The organism is Vibrio palustris (genome assembly GCF_024346995.1).
Lineage (GTDB): Bacteria > Pseudomonadota > Gammaproteobacteria > Enterobacterales > Vibrionaceae > Vibrio > Vibrio palustris.
In genome coordinates this window covers 831,908-853,733 of sequence record NZ_AP024887.1, presented here as the reverse complement: position 1 = coordinate 853,733, position 21,826 = coordinate 831,908, and the positions used below count along the sequence as shown (strand labels likewise).

Here is a 21,826-nt window from a genome sequence, read left to right as displayed (position 1 = left end):
GTCGTTTTGTTGCTTGACGGGAGAAAGAAAACTGATATGATTTCTTTCATCGGACTGTAGCGCAGCTTGGTAGCGCACCGTCATGGGGTGTCGGGGGTCGGAGGTTCAAATCCTCTCAGTCCGACCATACACCTAAAAAAGGGAGCTTCGGCTCTCTTTTTTTATGTCTGTGCTGATGCACTGCCAGTCCCTTCTCAGTGCCATTAAAGTGCAATACGATATTCATACAGCTTCATTTGCTTAATGCTCAACACCCATGTATTTTTATTGGCCACTTGCCTTTATTTCGGTCAACTAATGGGTCACAGCTATGCCTAACGCTTTACATGTTTTCGATATGGACGAAACCTTAATCAACGCCGACTGCACGATGGTTTGGCATCAATTTTTAGTCGATAAAGGGTTCGCCTCACACCAGTTTATTGAAGAAGATCAGCGTTTAATGGCATTGTATGCGCAAGGGAAATTAGACATTAACGAGTATTTACAGTTTTCACTTTCCCCCATTTCACATCTGTCTAAAGTTTGGTTACGTGCGCTTATTGAAGAGTGTATTGATAAGCATATAATTAGCACACAATTCCCTGAATCTGTTCGATTAATTGACTCATTAAAGCAAGATAATGTGGATATATTGATTATTTCTGCCAGTGCGGCATTTTTAATTGAGCCTCTTGCCCAACGTATGGGGATTAAGCATGCCATTGGTGTCGATCTCGTCGACGATGGTCAGTATTACCACGCACAAATATCGGGAACGCCTAGCTACCGAGAAGGTAAAGTCACGCGTTTACAACAGTGGCAGAACAAACAAACCAAGACATATCATGAACTCCATTTTTATACAGACTCTATCAATGACCTACCGCTGTGTGAATATGCAGATTACGTCTATTTAGTTAATCCATGCTCACGTTTAAAGCGCTACTTCACAGAGCGACACCTTCCCCACTGGACGGTGCTTAATTGGGGCTCGCTTTAAATACGATATCGGTTCATAATTTCATCCTCATTTATACTCAGGATATCACCTTCAAAGAGGCCTTTATGGAAGCAATCAAACGCCCGGTTAATGTGCATCAAGCTTATCATGCTCATGTCTATTTCAATCAGGACACACTCGAGTTTGCTCGCGACTTATGCCATAAAGCGGGTGAACAATTTACCGCGACAATTGGCCGTGTACATGAAAAGCTTGTTGGCCCTCACACGATGTGGAGTTGTCAGATAAAGTTTTCCACCAAGGTTTTTGACGACATTATCCCTTGGCTAGAAGAAAACCGTAATGGTCTAACTATCTTTGTTCACGGACTCACTGGAGATGATCTGGCGGATCATACGACTTACGCCTACTGGCTTGGTGATCCGGTTGCCATCGATTTATCAGGGCTTTAATCCATCTTCCCTGCCGTCTTCATCACGTAATTAAAGCCAACATAAAGCTTTCTTTTCTGCTTATCTCGAACTACTACGCTTTCAATAAAAAAGCGCCTCAAACATAAGGTTTAAGGCGCTTTGATATAGGCATTGACGACAACGTCAATTCACTAATCAATAGTATGATTAACTATTTAATTTAGTAATTAACGCCGTTGCGGTTTCAGCTGAAGATTGTGGGTTTTGACCCGTAATCAACAATCCATCAGTGAGAACATAAGATGTCCAATCATCCGCTTTTGAATACTCACCACCATTTTCTTGCAGCATGTTTTCTACTAAGAAAGGAACGACGTCGGTCAATTGTACCGCCGCTTCTTCAGAGTTAGAAAAACCTGTCACTTTCTTACCGTTAACAAGCGGCTCGCCTTGTGCGTTCTTCACATGACGTAATGCGCCCGGTGCATGACACACCAATGCAACTGGCTTATTAGATTTGATGGTTTCTTCAATAATAGCTATCGATGTTTTATCTTCCGCCAGATCCCACAATGGACCGTGACCGCCTGGATAGAAAACACCGTCGTATTCATTGATATCGACTTCAGCAAGCGTCATGGTATTCGCTAAACGCTCTTGAGCAACAGGATCTTTCTCAAAGCGACGTGTATCGTCAGTTTGGAAATCTTCACCAGCACTACCAGGATCAAGTGGAGGCTGGCCACCCGCTGGAGATGCTAGCGTCATTTCAACTCCTGCATCTTGCATTGCGTAATAAGGCGCTGCTAGCTCTTCTAGCCAGAAACCAGTTTTATGGCCTGTGTTACCCAACTTATCATGCGAGGTAAGTACAACAAGTACTTTCATGTCATCTCCTTTATTATCTGTATGTTTAAAACATCATGATGTTTAAACCATTTCGGTGATATAGGTATATCAAATCTACTCGCTAACATATTCTATTATTAACGCATAGAACGATATATGCTTAGTAAGATTGGGGGAGCCGTCACAAAGATCAACCCATACTAACAATATAAATTAGACATCGATAAAATATCTTCATCTCTGCTGGTCTTTATCACCGCTAATCGGTTATTCATATGACTATTTTTCAGTATCACATCGACAAGGATGCATCATGAACCTTTTTTATTTAGTACTCGCGCTCACCAGTGGTATGGGATTGTCTATTCAGGCTGCGGTTAACAGTCGCTTGAGCTCTGGCGTCAATGATCAACCTCTGATGGCTGCATTTATATCGTTTACCATTGGCGCAATTTGCTTAGGTGTGTTGGCTCTAGTACAAGTGCAATGGTCTGGAATGACGCAGCAGCTTGCCGCGCAACCTTGGTGGCGTTGGGTTGGTGGTGCAATTGGAGCGATGGTTGTCTTTACTAGCGTTTTTTTAGCGCCGCGTATTGGTATCACTAACACTATGTTTTTATTTATTATTGGCCAACTTATCACCGGAATGTTGATTGATAGCTTCGGCTGGATACAAATGCCTATACGCCCGGTCTTTTGGTGGAAATACGTCGGCTTGGTTTTAATGCTACTCGGGTTATCATTATTCATGTTCGGTGAACGTTTGTTTGGCTCCTCTTAATTTTTAAACGCCATAATGTGTGTTGACTATGCTTAACTAATAACGGTCCAGGGAGTGACTCGTGTCTACGATTCCACCTTCGATGATGACTGTCTACTGTAATCCTGCTTATTTACCCATAGATTAATGAGATTTTTAATGATAGAGACAATAAAACGTGAATGGTTCTCAAATATACGCGCAGACATACTCGCCGGAACCGTTGTTGCGCTGGCTCTGATTCCTGAAGCTATCGCGTTTTCGATTATCGCGGGCGTTGATCCTAAAATTGGCTTATATGCCTCTTTTTGTATCGCGGTTGTTATTTCTTTTTTAGGCGGACGTCCCGGTATGATTTCTGCTGCAACTGGGGCCATGGCTCTTCTCATGGTAACGTTAGTCAAAGAGCATGGCTTACAATACTTGCTCGCCGCAACCGTGCTGACCGGTCTGTTACAAATCGTATTTGGCTACATTCGCTTAGGAAATTTAATGCGCTTTGTCTCACGTTCTGTTGTCACCGGTTTTGTTAATGCTCTGGCGATTTTAATCTTTATGGCGCAGCTTCCTGAACTCACTAATGTCTCTTGGAATGTTTATGCAATGACGGCAGCAGGGCTGGCGATCATTTACTTATTTCCTTATATTCCTTATATCGGGAAAATCATTCCCTCTCCGTTAGTGTGTATTATCAGCTTAACAATTGTTGCAGTCAGCATGGGGTTAACGATCCGTAATGTTGGCGACATGGGGCAACTACCTGATACTCTTCCGATCTTTTTATGGCCCGATGTACCACTGACCCTGGAAACACTGCGAATTATTTTCCCCTACTCACTTGGTTTAGCGATTGTGGGCTTATTAGAATCGATGATGACTGCGACAATAGTCGATGATTTAACCGATACCAGCAGTGATAAAAACCGCGAATGTAAAGGTCAAGGGACGGCAAATGTGATTACTGGCTTCATCGGTGGCATGGCAGGCTGTGCCATGATTGGTCAATCGATTATTAATATCAAATCGGGCGGACGAGGCCGTTTATCCACGTTCTGTGCCGGTCTTTTTTTATTAATTATGGTGGTGTTCTTAAGTGATTATCTTAAGCTTATCCCTATGGCGGCCTTAGTTGCGGTAATGATTATGGTATCCATCGGAACATTTTCTTGGAGCTCGATTCGTGATCTTAAATCTCACCCACTTTCAACGAATATCGTGATGCTCGCCACTGTAGCGGTTGTCGTTGCTACGCATAACTTAGCGTTAGGTGTATTCGTCGGCGTGTTATTAGCCTCGCTCTTTTTTGCTAACAAAATCGGGCGCTATATGAACGTATCGAGTGAAATCTCAAACGATGGTCATTCACGCACCTACCAAGTTATCGGCCAAGTTTTTTTTGCATCATCCGATCAATTTCTCGCATATTTCGACTTCAAAGAAGCGGTAGCGCATGTCACTATCGATCTGACACATGCGCATTTTTGGGATATTACTTCGGTCTCTTCGCTTGATCGCGCAGTGATTAAATTCCGCCGCGAAGGTACCGAAGTGAATGTCATCGGCATGAACCAAGCAACAGCAACGATCGTGGATAAATTTGGTGTACACGATAAACCAGAAGATGTAGCCAAATTAATGGACGGACATTAAGGAGTACACCATGCAACATATTATCGCCTGTATCGATGGTTCATCTTATTCGCAATCAGTGACGGCTCTTGCCGCTTGGGCGGCACAGCGTATTGTTTGTCCGCTCACCTTATTGCACGTACTCGATGATGCTAAACCGGAAGCCGATATTCAACTAAGTGGGCATATTGGTTTAGGGAGTCGTGAGCATTTACTCACCCAGCTTGCCGAACTCGACGAGCAACGCGCTAAAATCGCCTTGAAGTATGGACAGGTCTTGTTAAGCGATCTCGAAATATTCGCGGATAAATGGGATATCGCTGAGGTTTATAAGCAACAAAAACACGGTAATCTCGTGGAAACACTCAAAGAGATGGCGGACACGACCCGAGTGGTGGTGATGGGGAAATCTGGCGAGCTGCATCAAAATGACGAAAAAACGCTAGGATCACATTTAGAAAGTGTCGTACGTGCCATACATTCTCATATACTCGTCTCACCCAGTGAGTTTTCACAAGCGCCAACCAGTTATGTACTTGCGTTTGATGGTAGCGATATCAGCGAGAAACTCGTCGAAAAAGCGATAAATACACCACTCTTGAAAGGCATGACATGTCATTTAGTCATGGTCGACGACAAGCAAACACCTAAAGAATTTAAGTCGGCATCACATCGATTACAACAACAGGGAGTGACCGTTATCGAAGCCCATTTAATGGGAAACGTTGTCGCAGATAGCGTATTAAAATATCAACAGCAACATGATATTGGCTTAATTGCCATGGGCGCTTATGGACATTCTAAGTTTCGTCATTGGTTTGTCGGCAGTACGACCACTAAGATATTAACGAATGCGACGGTACCATTGCTATTGATCCGCTAATAAGCATGATGCCTTCTAGAATATTCATGAGGGCAATATCATCGCTATACATGCACCGACTGATATGCGCTATTCGAATAAATTAAGCTTAATAAAATACAGCATGGATGCTCAAGCAATCATTAAAATGGGGAAATATATATAGGGAGTTGCATCTATTAAGAAAGGTTGGTAAATCAAGGAGAGAAGATAAAGAAGCAAAGTACATGTTGGGAGCATCACTTTGTCACTGGATTTTTCACTGAGCCGTTGTGATTTCCTCAGGCTGAAAAATAAAATGTTTCTTTATCTCTTTTTCTTTCGTCTCATCACACTGTGTGTGTCAAGACATTCACTGGCAGTATGTCACACTGCGTTTTGTATAAAACATTGAAAGTCACTGCAACGTTATTCAATGAGGGTAGCGTGAATTAATTTGCGTTAGTAGCTTGAATCATTTTCGGTGTGTCTTTTTTGATTTTCTGATCTTGCGAATGCTGAAACCAAATACGTTTACGACCATTTGAACGGCTCATAATATTTTCCTTACGGGTACGATGATTTTATCCAACAATAACGTAGAGATATGACAAACATATTTCGCTGTTATTATAAGTTATTCGACGCTAATAAAAATGAGAAGAATGCAGGATAAAACAGAAGTGTTGTTACTGAGGGTTATACACATTAAAGCAGATTAAGTGGTGTATGACTGAGTAGGTATAAGTGGGGTATTGGAAGATTAACGCAGATAGCCGAAACTATCTGCGTTATTCAAAATCTTATAGAGCTACAACGTTTGCAGCTTGAAGACCTTTTTGACCTTGTTCTACGTCAAATTCTACTTTTTGACCGTCAGTCAAAGTTTTGAAGCCTTCAGAAGCGATAGCACGGAAGTGAACGAATACGTCAGCACCGCCATTGCTTTGAGTAATAAAGCCAAAGCCTTTCTCTTCGTTGAACCATTTAACTAGACCTGTTGATTTTGCATTAGACATTGTGTGTCCCTTATATAAAAATTAAAAGTAATTGCCGCAAAAAATTTTGCGATACACTGTAGGCATGAATTATTTAATGGTTAGATGAAGCTAAGGAAACACTAAGAACGACAACAGTTACGATGGGCTACTGAGAATTTAACTTTGACTCGATTTTACATTTAATAACTCTGAACTCCAGAGCAAAGCTAGTATCTGCTTATTCGCACAGTTTGTAAAGCATTATTTTCAATTAATTGAGATTATTTTTACAAAGCGTTTGGTAAGCAACACCAACCTACCGACGTAATACTAAAGATGTATGCTATGTGCTGTCAAGCACATAGCAATGAGAACATTCGTGAAACACCCCCTCGATACCTTGCCTTCCTTTCTTACCGTAACTATACATATAAGCATCAAGATTGAGTGCAAAATACTGAGTATATTCAATGAAAATTAAACATAAGATACTAAGTTCTAATATCATACTATGCCTTATTTTTGTGGTGCTGAGCTGCTTAATATTAAGCTATGAAATCACAAACAAAGTCGGGACATTAACCAAAGAAGACGCTCGCCAGCACCTAACTTCGGTTGGGAACACCACCGCTGAACGTCTCATTGATTACTTTCATAGCATAGAATCACAACTCGTTCTAACTGCGTCTAACCCAACATCGCAAACTGCGATGGAAGCATTGGTAAACCAGTACTTTTCAGAACCCCTAAAGCAGGATAGCTTTCAGTCATTGACTCACTTTTATCAAAATGAATTTGCGCCCAAATATAACTCGCTCAATACGGAAAGCGTTGCTGTTAACAATATACTTAGAACGATTGACCAACGGGGCAAAATGTTCCAAAGCCAATATATATCGCAAAACCCCGCCCCTCTTGGTAGCAAGGACCAATTAGTCCATCCTCCCATAGTTAGCGCTTATGGCGATACTCATGCCCAATATCACCCAGTATATCAACACATTCTGCAAGAGATGGGGCTCTATGATGTCTTCTTAGTTGACGCCAACACAGGTGTCGTCGTGTATTCGGTATTTAAAGAACTTGATTACGCCACATCCCTAAAAACTGGGCCTTTCAAAGATAGTGGCCTAGCTCAGGCCTTCCAGAACGGGGTTAACTTAAAAAAGAACGAGACTTACCTCACAGACTTTGCCAGATACACTCCCTCTTACGAAGCGCAAGCGTCTTTTATGAGTACACCTATTGTTAACAGCGCAGGCAAAACGATGGGAGTGCTCATTTATCAAATGCCTGTCGACAAAATTAACGCTATTTTACTGCACAAGAAACAATGGAAAAAAGAAGGGTTAGGAGAGTCAGGAGAAACTTACTTGGTCGGTAAAGATCACTTTATGCGCTCAGAAGGACGCTTTTTGATTGATGACAAAACCAGCTACTTTGCTGCGCTAAAACAATCCGGCACTTCACAAACCATCATCAATGAAATCGATAAACGAAATTCAACAATGGGGTTACAGGCGGTCAACACTACAGGTGTAGACGAAGCCCTTGCAGGCAAACAAGGCTTCTCCACGTTCCCTGACTATCGTAATGTCAATGTGTATTCAAGCTATCAACCGATACAAATAAAAGGGGTTCACTGGGCTCTAATGAGCGAGATCGATGAAAGCGAAGCATTACATACTTTAGAACTTGTGAAAGAGAAAACACTAAAGATCCTTATATTAATGATCATAGCATCCACCGTGATTAGTGGATTAGTCAGTTGGCTATTAGCGAGACGAATCACTAAACCTTTGGACGTTCTATTACATACCGTAAACTCACTCTCCAGTGGCCAAGGCGATTTACGTGTACGATTAACCGAAACGGGTAGTAAAGATGAACTCGATAACCTTGCTATTAGCCTAAACCAGTTTATTGATTACCTTGACGTGACTTTTTCTCATCTACTCGCAGCAATTATCCGTATGAAACCAATGTCAGAAGATGTCATTGATATTACAAATTCACTCAATACGCATGCTTCTCACACCAAATCAGAATATCAAACAATGCAAGCCAGCTTAGAGGGTGTATTAGCGAGTAATCAACATGCTGAAGCTAAGCTATCAGAGATAAAAACTGCCTCGCATTCAGCGGTCAATGAAGTATCAGAGGGTAGACATTCGGTCCAAGAAACAGCTAAAGATATGCATACTTTACAAGATGAAATTGGAGATGTATCTGTTGCCGTTGGTGAATTGCAGCAACACTCTAACGAAATTGCACGTATAGTCGATGTGATTAATGGAATAGCAGAACAAACCAACTTACTGGCACTAAATGCTTCTATAGAAGCGGCCAGAGCGGGTGAAATGGGCAGAGGTTTCGCTGTTGTTGCCGACGAAGTAAGAGCTCTTGCTGCTCGCACACGCTCATCCACCGAGGACGTCACTAAAATGGTCAACACGGTACGTGATAGCACAGATAAGGTAGAAAGTATTATCCATAAAGGCTTAGAATCGACCAAAAACTGTGCAAATCGAGTGCAGCAAACAGAAATAACATGGGAACAGGTCGAAACGGCAATGCACAACATTGATGGTCATGTGCATGACATAACCTCTCTCATGGGTGAGCAAGTGAAAGGCTTACACGGATTATCCGATAACTTCGTCCAATTAGATGAAAATTTTGTTAATACGCAACATACTATTAAGCTATGTAACGTAATCAGTACAGACATCACGTCGATCAGTGCGAAGATGCGTAGCGTCACAGATACGTTTAATGTGACCAACACTGAACATTCTGATAAACGCCGTAAGGAAATTCGCAAGAACACTGAGGAATAATAGTGTCCCTTAGGTAAACCCTCTGGGCCGGTGATTATTACCATAAAATCCGGCCCATTTACTATCTAGCTATTAATATCAACTGGGATAAAAGTATCAAATTAACGAATCTTTCCACACTCGCTGAGCGATGGTTTGCACTAACACAATTTTAGCCCATTGCTGCGCTTCAGTTAATGCGTTCCCCTCTTCTGTAGAAGCAAAGCCACATTGCGTGCTGAGATATAAGTTTTCTAACGGTACATATTGGCTGGCTTCTTTAATGCGTTCGATCACATCATCAATCGCTTCAAGTTCAGGCACTTTTGATGATACTAAGCCTAGTACGACCTTTTTACCTTCAGCAAGGTGGCGCAACGATAAACCACTACTCTGTCATTTCCCACTGTCTATATTAATTAGTACGTCTTCGCTCGTCCTGAATACTGTAAAATTCGAGTAAAGCCGCTGGTTGATCGCTCAAAATAGATATGATTGACAAATTCGAGCATCACGCCGTGATAAACATTAGGAAGCTAGTCACAAGACCACTGTTTTTCACAATGTGGGTGTCTCATTATTTTGAAGCGCAATAAAATACAGCATGGATGCTCAAGCAATCATTAAAATGGGGAAATATATATAGGGAGTTGCATCTATTAAGAAAGATTGGTAAATCAAGGAGAGAAGATAAAGAAGCAAAGTACATGTTGGGAGCATCACTTTGTCACTGGATTTTTCACTGAGCCGTTGTGATTTCCTCAGGCTGAAAAATAAAATGTTTCTTTATCTCTTTTTCTTTCGTCTCACCACACTGCGTGTGTCAAGACATTCACTGGCAGTATGTCACACTGCGTTTTGTATAAAACATTGAAAGTCACTGCAACGTTATTCAATGAAGGTAGCGTGAATTAATTTGCGTTAGTAGCTTGAATCATTTTCGGTGTGTCTTTTTTGATTTTCTGATCTTGCGAATGCTGAAACCAAATACGTTTACGACCATTTGAACGGCTCATAATATTTTCCTTACGGGTACGATGATTTTATCCAACAATAACGTAGAGATATGACAAACATATTTCGCTGTTATTATAAATTATTCGACGCTAATAAAAATGAGAAGAATGCAGGATAAAACAGAAGTGTTGTTACTGAGGGTTATACACATTAAAGCAGATTAAGTGGTGTATGACTGAGTAGGTATAAGTGGGGTATTGGAAGATTAACGCAGATAGCCGAAGCTATCTGCGTTATTCAAAATCTTATAGAGCTACAACGTTTGCAGCTTGAAGACCTTTTTGACCTTGTTCTACGTCAAATTCTACTTTTTGACCGTCAGCCAAAGTTTTGAAGCCTTCAGAAGCAATAGCACGGAAGTGAACGAATACGTCAGCACCGCCATTGTTTTGAGTGATAAAGCCAAAGCCTTTCTCTTCGTTGAACCATTTAACTAGACCAGTTGATTTTGCATTAGACATTGTGTGTCCCTTATATAAAAAATTAAAAGTAATTGCCGCAAAAAAATTTTGCGATACACCATGGGCATGAATTATTTAATGGTTAGATGAAGCTAAGGAAACACTAAGAACGACAACAGTTACGATGGGCTACTGAGAATTTAACTTTGACTCTATTTACATTTAATAACTCTGAACTCCAGAGCAAAGACAGCATCTACCAATTAACCTTCTTTGTAAAGTCTTATTTTCAATTTATTTAAAAATAATCTTTATTATGCTTACTAACGACTAATTAGTTGATAAGCACTATCAGAAGCTGCGAGGTAGAACCGCTGACTAGACAAACTATTCTAAAGGTGTGAATGTTGTTGTCAATCGTTGATTATAAATCAATTCATGACGATACAAACTCTCTGACCACTTTAAACAAGACTGGGGACTGCCGCGATGCAATACATCGACACATAAAAAAGGACGACCTATTGGTCGTCCTATAGACTCATCGTTCAGCTTCCTAAAGGAAGATAACTAATTACTCTTTACTATCAGTAATTTTAGCGCGTACTGATTTCACTTCATCGACTGACACTTTACCTGCATCATTACTCCATCCTTGACGTAAGAAGGTCGCAAGTTCTGCAACTTCTTTATCGTTAAGACGGTGAGCAAAACCGGGCATCATCAACTCTGATGGCGCTTTTTCTGTTGATGGCAACTGTGCACCCTGCAAAATAATGTGAATCAATCCATCCGGATTATCGGCGTTCACCAGGCTCGCACCATTGATTTGTGGAAAGGCTTTCGGCGCGCCTTTACCATCAACTAAGTGACAGGCACTACAGTTATCTATGTACAAACGCTCACCTTCAGTCAGATTTTTAGCCTGAGTCAACTTCGCAGCCGTTTTCTCAGTGGCAGCTTTATCTTCTTTTGGCACAACGCGTTTACCATCAAGCTGTTTCAGGTAAACAGCAATCGCATGTAAGTCCGCTTCTGACATATGAGACGTACTGTTATAAACAACAGAGGTCATCTCACCAGCCACGCCCGCTTTATCATTACGACCAGTTTGTAGGTACTCTACTAACTCATCTTGTGTCCAATGATGGACACCACGTAATGATGGAACAGCCCAACCATTGAGCTCACCACCGGATAAAAAGGCTTTGTCTGAATCATTGTACGCTTTTTCTTGCATGCCAATACCGCGTGGCGTATGACAACTACCACAGTGGCCCAGCCCCTGTACTAAGTAAGCGCCGCGGTTGACTTCATCAGAAGCCCCTTTAATTGGCTTAAACTTAGTCTCGCTGTTACCAAATGCCCAATTCCAGAACATCATGCCCCAACGCTGATTAAACGGAAAACTTAAATCCGTTTGTTTTGGCTGACGATCATTGGCCGGTACTTTATGCATGAAATACGTATATAACGCGTGAATATCTTCATCAGTAACGGTAGCATAGTCAGGGTAAGGCATGGCTGGGTAGAGTTTAGACCCATCTGCTCGTACCCCTTTTCTTACTGCATCCGCAAATTGCTTCTCAGTATAGTTACCGATACCGTGCTTTTTATCTGGCGTAATATTGGTGGAATAAATAACCCCTAAATCAGACTCAATCGCGAGGCCACCGGTATATTCTGGCTGCCCTTCCACTGAGTGACATGCCATACAATCACCAGCACGAGAAAGGTATTCCCCACGCTTAATAAGCTGAGTTTGTGCGTTATCAGAATCAGAAACGGTTGATTGTGCTGCTATTGCAGAGGTGCTGCATACAGCAAACAGTAAAGCGCTTCCGATGGTAATGCGACTAAAATTAAATCCATTCATAAATCTATGCCTGCACTAGTGGTCCTGGGTTTTGGATGTAATGATCTTTAATCGCCTGAGCCGACAATAGCGTCATCGCACCAATGGTATTAGTTGGGTTCGCTTGGAAGTTTTGCGGGAACGCATTACCGCCAGGAACAAAGACGTTATGCACATCCCAACTTTGCAAGTATTTGTTTAATGCTGACGTTTTAGGATCGTCACCTGCAACCGCACCACCCACGTTATGTGTCGACACATACTCAGTGATATCGAAGTTATCATCCATGCTCAAGTAACCTTGAGTACGTGAATCTGGCTTCATTTCATCAGCGATGTTATTCACGACTTTCTTCAAATATTGTTGAAGCTTAAGTTCATTCTTCTGCCAGTTGAATGTCATGCGTAATAACGGCAAACCGTATTTATCGGTATAGTTTGGATCCAAGTCTAGGTACACATCGCGGTAAGACATACATGTAGTCGTGATGCTTAGCTTCATTGAATGGCCATACCACTCTTCCATACCTTCTTTCCAGCCCATACCCCATTTTGGTGTACCTGCTGGTAAACCAGTACCAATTGGCGCGCCAGAGGCTTGCGAACTGTGGATTTTAGCACCGCCAATAAAGCCAAGGCTTGGCGCATCATAATTACCCGGAGAAATATCGTTAAACATTTGACCAGAAGCACCAGCAGTCGCGAACGGATTGAAGTTTTTATCTTTAAAGAATAAACGCGTGCCGCCGTGACTTAGGAACGCATAGTTACGTCCTACGGTGCCAGTTTCCGTGACCGGATCGTATGGCTGACCAATACCAGAGAGCAACATCAAACGTACGTTGTACAATTGGAAACCACTGATCACGACAATTTTCGCAGGTTGGAAGCATTCGTCACCGTTTTCATCGACGTACAAGACGCCTTTGGCGGTTTTCTTATCATCGTGCAATAGCACTTTAATTACTTCTGCGTTCACTTCGTATGAGAAATTATCCATTTGTTTCAACGAATCCATTACCGCACTTTGTGGAGAGGCTTTAGAATAGTTCAAACACGGATAACGGCTACAGAAACCACAATAGTTACATGGTGCAATTTGGTTACCATAAGGGTTTGTCCAACTACGTGATGCAATTGCCGCAGGGTTAGGGAATGGGTGGTAACCCATCTTGCGAGCGGTTTTAGCAAACATACTTGAATTCAATGTATCATCAAGCGCTGGCAATGGGTAAGGTTCTGAACGTGGGCCTTCAAATGGGTCACCACCTTCTAGAATTTCACCTTTTAGGTTACCGGTATTACCTGATAAACCACAGATTTTCTCAAATTTTGTATAATATGGTTCAATCTCATCCCATTCATAAGGAAAATCATAAATACGCATATTCTCTTGCAAAATACCCGGTTTATACGCTTCATCAGCATAAGTTTTTAGCTTAAGATCCGTTGGCGTTGGGCGCAGCAGTACCGCCGTCCAGTGCAAGCCTGAACCACCAACACCGCTACCCGGTAAAAATGCACCCCATTTACGCGTTGGAACCGCGACTTCCTTTGAGTTATAACGGAAAGTCACCGCTGATTGTGCTGGCGTCGCCATCACTTTATTACGCACATCATAAGCGTATTGATCAGCAGGCTTTGGGTAAGACATCTCTTTATAAGAGCGATCCGGCCCTTTTTCTAGAGCGCGTACAGTTAAGCCAGCCATTGCCAGCTCGATGCTCATCAGCGAGCCTGTCCAACCTAGGCCACAGACGACAACATCGACTTCTTTTTTTTCAATTACAGACATAGTAAATCGTTTCTCCAGTTATCGTCGTTTATGCGCGTTCGCCAAGCAGGCTCACAGGGCCTAATGGATATTCAACGTTATGTTGTTTTACCCATTCAGTAAAACTTGCGCGCGCACCAGGGAAGCCTATTGCAATCCAAGCTTTCATCCCTTTATTACCGCCATACATTGGATCCGACAAATAACCGTTTTTGGTGTCATCAAGAAGTGCTGCAAAAAATTGTTCTGACTTAAGGTCATTTTCACCAAATGGGGTAAAGTCGACAGTACCGGCTTCTAATTTCTGCAGAGTGTCTTGCTGCTGCTTCGCCGTTAGTTCACTGAACGGCTTATTAAATGTCTGCTGACACCATTGATTGGTGAGATCGATACCACGTTGATAAATTTTCTGTGGGTAGAAAGGAATTTGATACCCTTTCTCTTTAGGAAGATTGGTGTAAAACGGTCCTTCCATATAGATTTCTTTACCGTAATCATCAGATTTAAGCTGTTGATCGATAAAGATAGGAACGTTGGTCTCTAGCGCCCCCGGCGCTTTTCCTTCGCCACCAGCAGGGATGATTAAATCCGTTGCTGCTAGAATGAATTTCCATTCATCGGCATTAAAAAAAGTTGGGGTGTAATCGTTAAGATCCGGCGCTGCCATTTCGGTCACATAAGCTGCAGATGCATCCCTAAGGATGAATTGACTCATTGGTATAGCGACGACGGACGCCATTAAAAAATTACGTCGTGTAATATTACGTTTAAATGCCATTTTGCTAATCCATTTAATTCCAGTGTCATTGTATTTATTCCTAATCAATGGCAGTCTAATCTGGTCGGTCATACTCACCAACTCACCTGCATCATTGAAGCGAATAATCTTTTCTTACTTTGCCTATTAATCCATCCATATGGCAAAGTGGATCATTAACATAAGCGATTAATATAAGAATTTTTATTAGCTTATGTTCTACGGATAAATACCAGCGTAGAGGTTAAACGTGTTGATACATTTTTGTAAATATTTGTTTTCAAAATTGTATCAATTTAATACTTAACGCACAGAAAACTGTGATTTCATACGCTAAAATGCAATTAAAATTATGAATATCTATTCAATCATACATCTAATGAATATTTAAATGTAAATATAATGGCTACAAACCAAGATACTGCTAAGCATAGTCACAGATAAACCTTTCGTCAGATCAAAGTCCTCACTATTTATCATCAATCTACCTAAAAACCGCAAAAAAACACCAATACACACGGTACGATATCGTTAAATGAAAAAAGGCGATCAATGATCGCCTTTTTATCGAGAAGAATGACTATTATCGTTTTGTTTACCAGACGCGTTTAGCCACCTCTTGCACTAATTTAATCTTCGCCCACTGCTGTGCTTGCGTCACATCATTCCCCTCTTCTGTAGAAGCAAAGCCACATTGCGTGCTGAGATATAAGTTTTCTAACGGTACATATTGGCTGGCTTCTTTAATGCGTTCGATCACATCATCAATCGCTTCAAGTTCAGGCACTTTTGATGACACTAAGCCTAGTACGACCTTTTTACCTTCAGCAAGGTGGCGCAACGGGGTAAAATCGCCAGCGCGCTCAGTATCAAATTCTAAGTAAAAGGCGTCCACATTCAATTGGCCAAACAATACCTCAGCAACGGATTCATACCCGCCACTCGCCGCCCACGTCGAGCGGAAATTACCGCGACACACGTGCGTGGTGAGGACTAAATCGTCTGGACATCCCGCTAACGCTGCATTATTAATACGTAGATGTGTATTAAGGATCTCATTGAGTTTGGCATGCGTATCTACTTGGTGATCATCACCACATCCACATGAATCCACTAGCTGTCCTGCCGTCTTTTGGAACTTCGGATCGGTTAACATTCCCCACGTGCAATCATCTAATTGTAAGTTGCGACATCCAGCTGCATACACTTCTTGAATGACTGTTTGATAGGCATCAACAATGTCGGCTAACAGTGCCTCGCGGTCAGGATAAATGGCTCGGGTTTGAGCAAGGTTAGGTTCACGCTCCAGTTCTTTTAAAAATTGCGCAGGGGCCGGAATGGTCAGACGGGGTACAATTCCCTCTTCGGCAAATCGCTGAAGAAATTTAAAATGTTCGATAAAAGGATGATCATGCCCAGTAATTTTGCCTGTTAGTGCCGCACTTTCCGCGCGCGCATTCATGTTAGCGAATTTATAGCCTTCACCAATACTGACCTTTTCAACGCCACCCAGTCCCCACATAAAATCAAGATGCCACCAGCTACGACGAAACTCTCCGTCTGTAATCACAGATAAGCCGAGCGCTTTCTGTTTTTCGACTAATTCAGTAATCGCGGTATCTTCAACTGCCGTCAGACCTTCTTGAGACAGCTTTCCTGCAAAAAACTCTCGACGAGCTTGGTGAAGGTAGTCTGGACGTAAGTAGCTGCCAACGACGTCGGCACGAAAGGGGGCTTGAATAGACATACAGAGAAAACCTTTTAAATACAGTAATTGATATCAATAAGTTACTGTCGAAAAGGTAAAAAACATAGTGACGCTTTTGCATATTGATTATGAAATTTACTCATGCTCAGGTCACTGTTCAGAAGCATCTCACACGTTAGAGAGTCATCATAACGTGCGAGATATTTAGCTTATCATACTAATTTAAGCCTCAACCTTGTGATTGAAAGCGTTGCATAGAAAATAGTGAAATATCAAAGCTCGGTGCCTTATCTGACGCCATCTCCGTCAACACTTCTCCAACGGCACTGGCGAATTTGAAACCGTGCCCAGAGAATCCAGAAGCAATCAGGACATGATTGTGTTTAGGGTGACGATCAATAATAAAATGCTCATCCGGAGTACGGGTATACATACACGTTTTGCCAACATGAAACCCACCAACTTGCGGCATATAACGAGTCAATAGTTGGTTAAGATCTGCCGCATCTTCATATTCTGAAAAAGGCACGATGGGCGTATTCGGCTCATGCGCTTCACCTTGATCATGACGGCCAATTTTAAGCCCGGCTCCATCAATACTAGGAAAGCCATAAAAAATCCCTTCAGGAATATCCCAAGAAAAAGCAGGAAATTGCCCTTCCCCGTAGATATCCTCTGGCGCATCGTACCACGCAAAGGTTTTACGTACCGGAGAAATTGGCAAGGAAAAATCAAGCATACTCAGCATATCATTTGACCAAGCACCGACAGATACCACTAATTTTTTCGCACTGAATTCATGTCCATTCGCCGTCACCGTGACAGCCTCTTTACTCACATCGATATCACTGACTCGATGATACGTGCGTAATTCAGCGCCATGCGCTAAGGCAAGTTGACGATATGCATTAATCGCATTTTCACAACGTAACACCCCTGAGGTAGATTCTAGACACGCAATAAATTCAGGCGGAAGATTTAACCCTTCATAACGAGCGTTAGCCTGCTCGGCACTTAATACATCAATGGGTAATTGATACTCTTCTGCGCTGGCGATCAGCGTAGAGATGAATGGACGCGAACGTTCACCAATATTTAATACGCCGGTTTTCAAAAAAATCGACTCGCCCGATTCTTTTTCCAGCTCTTCCCACAAGGTTTGCGCACGCAACGCGAGTGGAACGTAATCTTTACCTTCGCCGTAAGCATGGCGAATAATGCGTGTTTCTCCATGATGGCTCGCATGAGAATGAGGAGGATCAAACGCATCCAATAACAAGACTTGTTTGCCCTGCTTTGCTAAGAAATAGCCCGTAGCCATTCCCATGGATCCTGCACCTATGACAATCACATCGTATTGCATGATAATTCCTTCTTCATCCTTTAACGAGACTTGAGCCTATCACTCTACACCTCGTTTGCAACCACAATGCCAATAACCAACAATATAGTGTGAGCTAAGAATCTACCAGCATTCCCATATGAGTACGTCATTTGCTATCACAAGCGAACAAAAACCGCTTTTTCGTTGCACAAAAAAGCCGCTCAACACTGTGAGCGGCTTTCATGTCATTAAGGCAATAATAAATCGTTACTGTGCGTTGTTCGCTAACTGACCTTGAGTCGATGGGTTCCAGTTCAGTACCACTGCTTGTGTATCATAATGTTTAGACACTTCTTGGTTTAACCAGCCACGCACTTGGTTAAGAGAAACAAATAAACTTAAGCGATCGTAAGGCAGTTTTTCACCATTGGCTAAGCGAGTATTAGAGCTAGCCATCGCCGAGATAATTCCCACCAGTTCTCCACGACTATTAAACGTACCACCACCGCTCATTCCTTCGCGAACCGGTGCATCTGTCACGCTGGCTTGGCAGTTTTTAAAATAACTGTGGTTGGTAAAGGTTAAATCTAAACGGTATTTACCTTCGCCTTTGAGTAAATTACCGGTGCCATCTTTGCCATAAGTGGTGACATTTTCGTTGGTGTACACCAAGCCCAAATCTGGCAGTACTGCTTTGCTGTTATTGGCCTTCACTATCGCAATATCGCAGTGCGGGTGATAAGCAACGACATTCGCCCAGTTCAACTTAGCAACATGAGCAGCCGTCAGGCTCAAATCTCGCGTAATCGGCACACTCGAACCAAAACCGTGATACAACAACGGAATGCCGATCATTTCGTAATTAATCGCTGGAGCTGCTTCATTGGCCTGCACATTCGCCAGTGGACCATTACTGCTGACACACCCGGATGTGACCAATACTAAGAGGCCTAATATAACCAAACGATAAATTTTAGACGCAATGGTTCGACAGCAAAACATAAGACACCTCATGTGCTCAATTAGTGAACGATAAAAAGTTTGTAGAGATGCGCGTCTCGGACTCGCCAGAGCACCAAAATGAGTGTTTCAAATGGCTTAATTACTTGGCTTAATTGAAGTGTATAGAGCGGAGAAAAGTTTGCAATTGGGTGTATAACGAACTCTCAGAAAGGAGTAGAACCGCTTAAAATCTCAATTCTTACAAATGAGACAATGCCGTAAATAGATATCTTCGTAACTTATTGATAATGCGATACTACTCCCAAAAAAGACACCCAAACTAACCATGAAGGGGGTGTGATACCTATTTTTAGTTATCTGATAAAATCATCAATTGGGGGTAGGTGTTAATCGCTTGCAAAAGCACTGACAGTGTTTACCCTCCCCCTAAGACAGCATCCAATTGACGATGGCTTTGCCACCCAACCATAATGTAGTAATAATGCTATCTAGGTTTAAAGATAAATCAGTCACTACCAATTTGGACTGAAATAATGAAGTGATGGCAAAAATAATCGTGAGCCACATAGTAATTTGAGAACGTTTTCGCTCTGTGGCATCTAGCTGCAAATTTTCCATCGTGGTAAGCGCATTACCTCGGATTCGGCACTCAGATTGATTCACCATTTCAATATCTTCTGATTCCGCCAAGGATTTCATCACTAACAATGTGGCTTGCTTTAAGCTTGGGTATTGCGGGTGTACCATGGCATACATCCCATAGATATGATTCAAAATTCGCGTCACATCTAAGGTTTGCGTATGGTTGGTTTCAGATAGCTCGATGACCGCACTCAGTACCTTACTTCTATCAGGCCTGGTGTATTGCTTGCTAAAATTAAGTAACTGAGGAATGGCAGACTTCCAGTGCACAATTTTTGACTGCAACTGATAAATACGCGGTAACTCGTGCACTAAAAAATCAAGTGGGGAGTTATAGGTGAATGTGACTAAACCATGAAAATGATGGATGGTAAAGTTCATCTGTTTTAAATCATGGAGATCAAGCTGCTTACAGCCTTCGTGCGTTCTCTTTTCTTCATTCCATACCGTAACATTGAGATGCTTACCATTGTCGACGACTTCATCGGCCAAATACGTACCATCATTATCGGTGACATACACACGGTAGCAGTTAACCTGCTTACCTTCTTCTCCAGCACGAGGAATGTTATCAGGTGTAGGTTTCGTGAGCGCTTTAGACAATTCTTGAATGAATAACCTACGTAGTATCATTTCCCTTAATCCTTATGCATCTGGTTTATATTTATCGTAACGATAAACGTAACGGATTTCTCCCTACTCTGCCAATAGATTCATAAACATAACCGGACTATTGGCAAATGTTTCAATAGATAAAGATCTGGGTACAAAAGTCACAGCGCGGGATTAAAGGCCAAGACAGAGCATCGCTTGCATAGGGTTTACTAAGAGATTCATTACTAGGAGTTATAGATAAGTGATTCAAATGATGCAAGATCCGAGAATCACTCACCGGAGTCACTAACCCGCTCCTCATCATATTGATTTATGTGCTACCGCGCTCGAACGCTAAAATATTCTCGAAGGCTATTTTGAAATAGCGCTCATAACTATTCTGCTCGACATATCCTAAGTGTGGCGTCGCCGTCACGTTAGGTAATGAGAGTAAAGGCTCGTTATCAAGCGCTGCTGGTTCATGGTCAAATACATCCACGGCAGCTCTCTTAGTGGGGACGGCCAGCAGCTCGTTATATAACGCAGAGCTTTCCACCAGATCTGCACGACTGATGTTCACCAATAGAGAATCTGGCTTCATTAAGCGCAAGTCTTGAGCAGTGACACAAGCTCTCGTTACGTCATTCAAACGTAAGTGCAGCGACACGATATCCGAACCAGAGAAAAACGCCTCTTTTGATGCTGCAGCTTCAAAGCCGTGCTCAAGTGCCAGGTTTCTCGATTGCTCGCTCCCCCAAACCATCACTGTCATTTCAAATGCTTTCGCATATTGCGCAATGCGTTGTCCTATTTTTCCATAACCCCAAATACCGAGTTTCAAGCCCTGTAAAGTCCGACCTAAACCGAGCACACCTGAGTGTTGCCATTTATCTTTTTTCAGGTTAGCTGCGTACGTTGGTATGTAGCGGCTTGCCGCCATAATCAATGCCCATGCTAATTCCGAAGGCGCAACCGGCGAGCCACGCCCTTCCAGCACCTTGACCTGATACTTTTCACATAGCTTAACATCAATATGATTGCTCACTTTACCGGTTTGGCTAATCACTTTAAGCTCAGGTAACTGAGCAAGAAGAGACTCAGTGATGGCAGTACGTTCTCGAATTAAAACAAGCACCTCTGTACCTTTAAGCTTGGTAACCAACTCCGATTCTGGCAGGGTTTCGTTTAAAACGGACACGTCGTGATGGGCGAGTAACTCGAAACAATCGAGGGTTTTAACCACATCCTGATAGTCATCTAAAATCGTTATTTTCATGGCACATAATCCTCAGCTAAATTTAGCCCTTGCGCCTCGTTGTGAAGCGGTTGAACGTATTGAACGAAATCATGGAAATACACCGAACACTCAGATTCAAACTCTCTCGATGGCGACAGGTTCCATAGGAATGTTTTCTTTCACTTAAAAGCCAGCGCGTCCTACATTAGTGCTATACGGATGATGGTTAGGCATTTAAGCCGCCAGACTTGCAGAAAAATGCACGAAATGAACAGATACCATAAGGATATTAAATGAAATATAAATAGATTGAAAAATCT

18 protein-coding genes and 1 tRNA gene are annotated in these 21,826 nt (G+C 42.2%); 7 read left to right on the top strand and 12 right to left on the bottom strand.

Annotation, left to right across the window (positions count from 1 at the left end; genetic code table 11):
• The first annotated feature begins 50 nt into the window (after window positions 1–50).
• The 3 genes from OCU30_RS04190 to OCU30_RS04180 all read left to right on the top strand — a co-directional run bounded on the left by OCU30_RS04190 (window position 51) and on the right by OCU30_RS04180 (window position 1,395).
• A tRNA-Pro gene (locus tag OCU30_RS04190) sits at window positions 51–127 on the top strand.
• Between the two features lie 183 nt (window positions 128–310).
• On the top strand, window positions 311–982 hold the full coding sequence (locus tag OCU30_RS04185; protein WP_077311744.1) for an HAD family hydrolase: 672 nt from the start codon (window positions 311–313) through the stop codon (window positions 980–982).
• 65 nt (window positions 983–1,047) lie between these two features.
• On the top strand, window positions 1,048–1,395 hold the full coding sequence (locus OCU30_RS04180; RefSeq protein WP_077311742.1) for a DOPA 4,5-dioxygenase family protein: 348 nt from the start codon (window positions 1,048–1,050) through the stop codon (window positions 1,393–1,395).
• A gap of 168 nt (window positions 1,396–1,563) precedes the next feature.
• Here the strand turns inward: OCU30_RS04180 and OCU30_RS04175 are convergent, their stop codons facing one another.
• The gene (locus OCU30_RS04175; RefSeq protein WP_077311740.1) at window positions 1,564–2,244 is read right to left on the bottom strand and encodes a type 1 glutamine amidotransferase domain-containing protein; all 681 of its coding nucleotides are present in this window, start codon (window positions 2,242–2,244) and stop codon (window positions 1,564–1,566) included.
• Between the two features lie 274 nt (window positions 2,245–2,518).
• On the opposite strand from OCU30_RS04175, the gene OCU30_RS04170 reads away from it, so the two are divergent.
• The 3 genes from OCU30_RS04170 (at window position 2,519) to OCU30_RS04160 (ending at window position 5,477) form a co-directional block, all read left to right on the top strand.
• Window positions 2,519–2,986: a DMT family transporter gene (locus OCU30_RS04170; RefSeq protein WP_077311738.1), complete on the top strand. Its 468-nt coding sequence runs from the start codon at window positions 2,519–2,521 to the stop codon at window positions 2,984–2,986.
• 138 nt (window positions 2,987–3,124) lie between these two features.
• Complete coding sequence (locus OCU30_RS04165) at window positions 3,125–4,615, top strand: SulP family inorganic anion transporter (protein ID WP_077311736.1); 1,491 nt, start codon at window positions 3,125–3,127, stop codon at window positions 4,613–4,615.
• Window positions 4,616–4,625: 10 nt separating this feature from the next.
• Window positions 4,626–5,477 carry a universal stress protein gene (locus OCU30_RS04160; RefSeq protein ID WP_077311735.1) on the top strand — a complete coding sequence of 284 codons (852 nt, stop codon included), beginning with the start codon at window positions 4,626–4,628 and terminating at the stop codon, window positions 5,475–5,477.
• A 761-nt stretch (window positions 5,478–6,238) separates the two neighbouring features.
• Here the strand turns inward: OCU30_RS04160 and cspE (OCU30_RS04155) are convergent.
• The gene (cspE, locus tag OCU30_RS04155) at window positions 6,239–6,454 is read right to left on the bottom strand and encodes a transcription antiterminator/RNA stability regulator CspE (protein ID WP_077311733.1); all 216 of its coding nucleotides are present in this window, start codon (window positions 6,452–6,454) and stop codon (window positions 6,239–6,241) included.
• A 431-nt stretch (window positions 6,455–6,885) separates the two neighbouring features.
• Between cspE (OCU30_RS04155) and OCU30_RS04150 the strand changes: the two genes are divergently transcribed.
• On the top strand, window positions 6,886–9,255 hold the full coding sequence (locus tag OCU30_RS04150) for a methyl-accepting chemotaxis protein (RefSeq protein WP_077311731.1): 2,370 nt from the start codon (window positions 6,886–6,888) through the stop codon (window positions 9,253–9,255).
• Window positions 9,256–9,351: 96 nt separating this feature from the next.
• Here OCU30_RS04150 and OCU30_RS04145 read toward each other — a convergent pair whose 3' ends face one another.
• The 10 genes from OCU30_RS04145 to OCU30_RS04100 form a co-directional block, all read right to left on the bottom strand.
• Window positions 9,352–9,612: a uroporphyrinogen decarboxylase/cobalamine-independent methonine synthase family protein gene (locus tag OCU30_RS04145; protein WP_139343464.1), complete on the bottom strand. Its 261-nt coding sequence runs from the start codon at window positions 9,610–9,612 to the stop codon at window positions 9,352–9,354.
• An 884-nt stretch (window positions 9,613–10,496) separates the two neighbouring features.
• Window positions 10,497–10,712, bottom strand: a complete 216-nt coding sequence (gene cspE / locus OCU30_RS04140; RefSeq protein ID WP_077311729.1) for a transcription antiterminator/RNA stability regulator CspE — start codon at window positions 10,710–10,712, stop codon at window positions 10,497–10,499.
• A gap of 514 nt (window positions 10,713–11,226) precedes the next feature.
• A complete protein-coding gene (locus OCU30_RS04135; protein ID WP_077311727.1) occupies window positions 11,227–12,528 on the bottom strand; it encodes a c-type cytochrome in 1,302 nt (433 codons plus the stop codon).
• A 4-nt stretch (window positions 12,529–12,532) separates the two neighbouring features.
• Window positions 12,533–14,302: a GMC family oxidoreductase gene (locus OCU30_RS04130; protein WP_077311725.1), complete on the bottom strand. Its 1,770-nt coding sequence runs from the start codon at window positions 14,300–14,302 to the stop codon at window positions 12,533–12,535.
• A gap of 28 nt (window positions 14,303–14,330) precedes the next feature.
• On the bottom strand, window positions 14,331–15,059 hold the full coding sequence (locus tag OCU30_RS04125) for a gluconate 2-dehydrogenase subunit 3 family protein (protein ID WP_077311723.1): 729 nt from the start codon (window positions 15,057–15,059) through the stop codon (window positions 14,331–14,333).
• Between the two features lie 574 nt (window positions 15,060–15,633).
• The gene (locus OCU30_RS04120) at window positions 15,634–16,785 is read right to left on the bottom strand and encodes a 5-methyltetrahydropteroyltriglutamate--homocysteine S-methyltransferase (RefSeq protein ID WP_077311721.1); all 1,152 of its coding nucleotides are present in this window, start codon (window positions 16,783–16,785) and stop codon (window positions 15,634–15,636) included.
• Window positions 16,786–16,975: 190 nt separating this feature from the next.
• Window positions 16,976–18,109 carry an N-methyl-L-tryptophan oxidase gene (solA, locus tag OCU30_RS04115; RefSeq protein ID WP_077311719.1) on the bottom strand — a complete coding sequence of 378 codons (1,134 nt, stop codon included), beginning with the start codon at window positions 18,107–18,109 and terminating at the stop codon, window positions 16,976–16,978.
• Between the two features lie 228 nt (window positions 18,110–18,337).
• Window positions 18,338–19,072, bottom strand: coding sequence for a S1 family peptidase (locus OCU30_RS04110; protein ID WP_077311717.1), 735 nt, complete (start codon window positions 19,070–19,072; stop codon window positions 18,338–18,340).
• 387 nt (window positions 19,073–19,459) lie between these two features.
• Window positions 19,460–20,308: a hypothetical protein gene (locus OCU30_RS04105; protein WP_077311715.1), complete on the bottom strand. Its 849-nt coding sequence runs from the start codon at window positions 20,306–20,308 to the stop codon at window positions 19,460–19,462.
• A 292-nt stretch (window positions 20,309–20,600) separates the two neighbouring features.
• Complete coding sequence (locus tag OCU30_RS04100) at window positions 20,601–21,545, bottom strand: D-2-hydroxyacid dehydrogenase family protein (protein ID WP_077311713.1); 945 nt, start codon at window positions 21,543–21,545, stop codon at window positions 20,601–20,603.
• Window positions 21,546–21,826 lie beyond the last annotated feature (281 nt).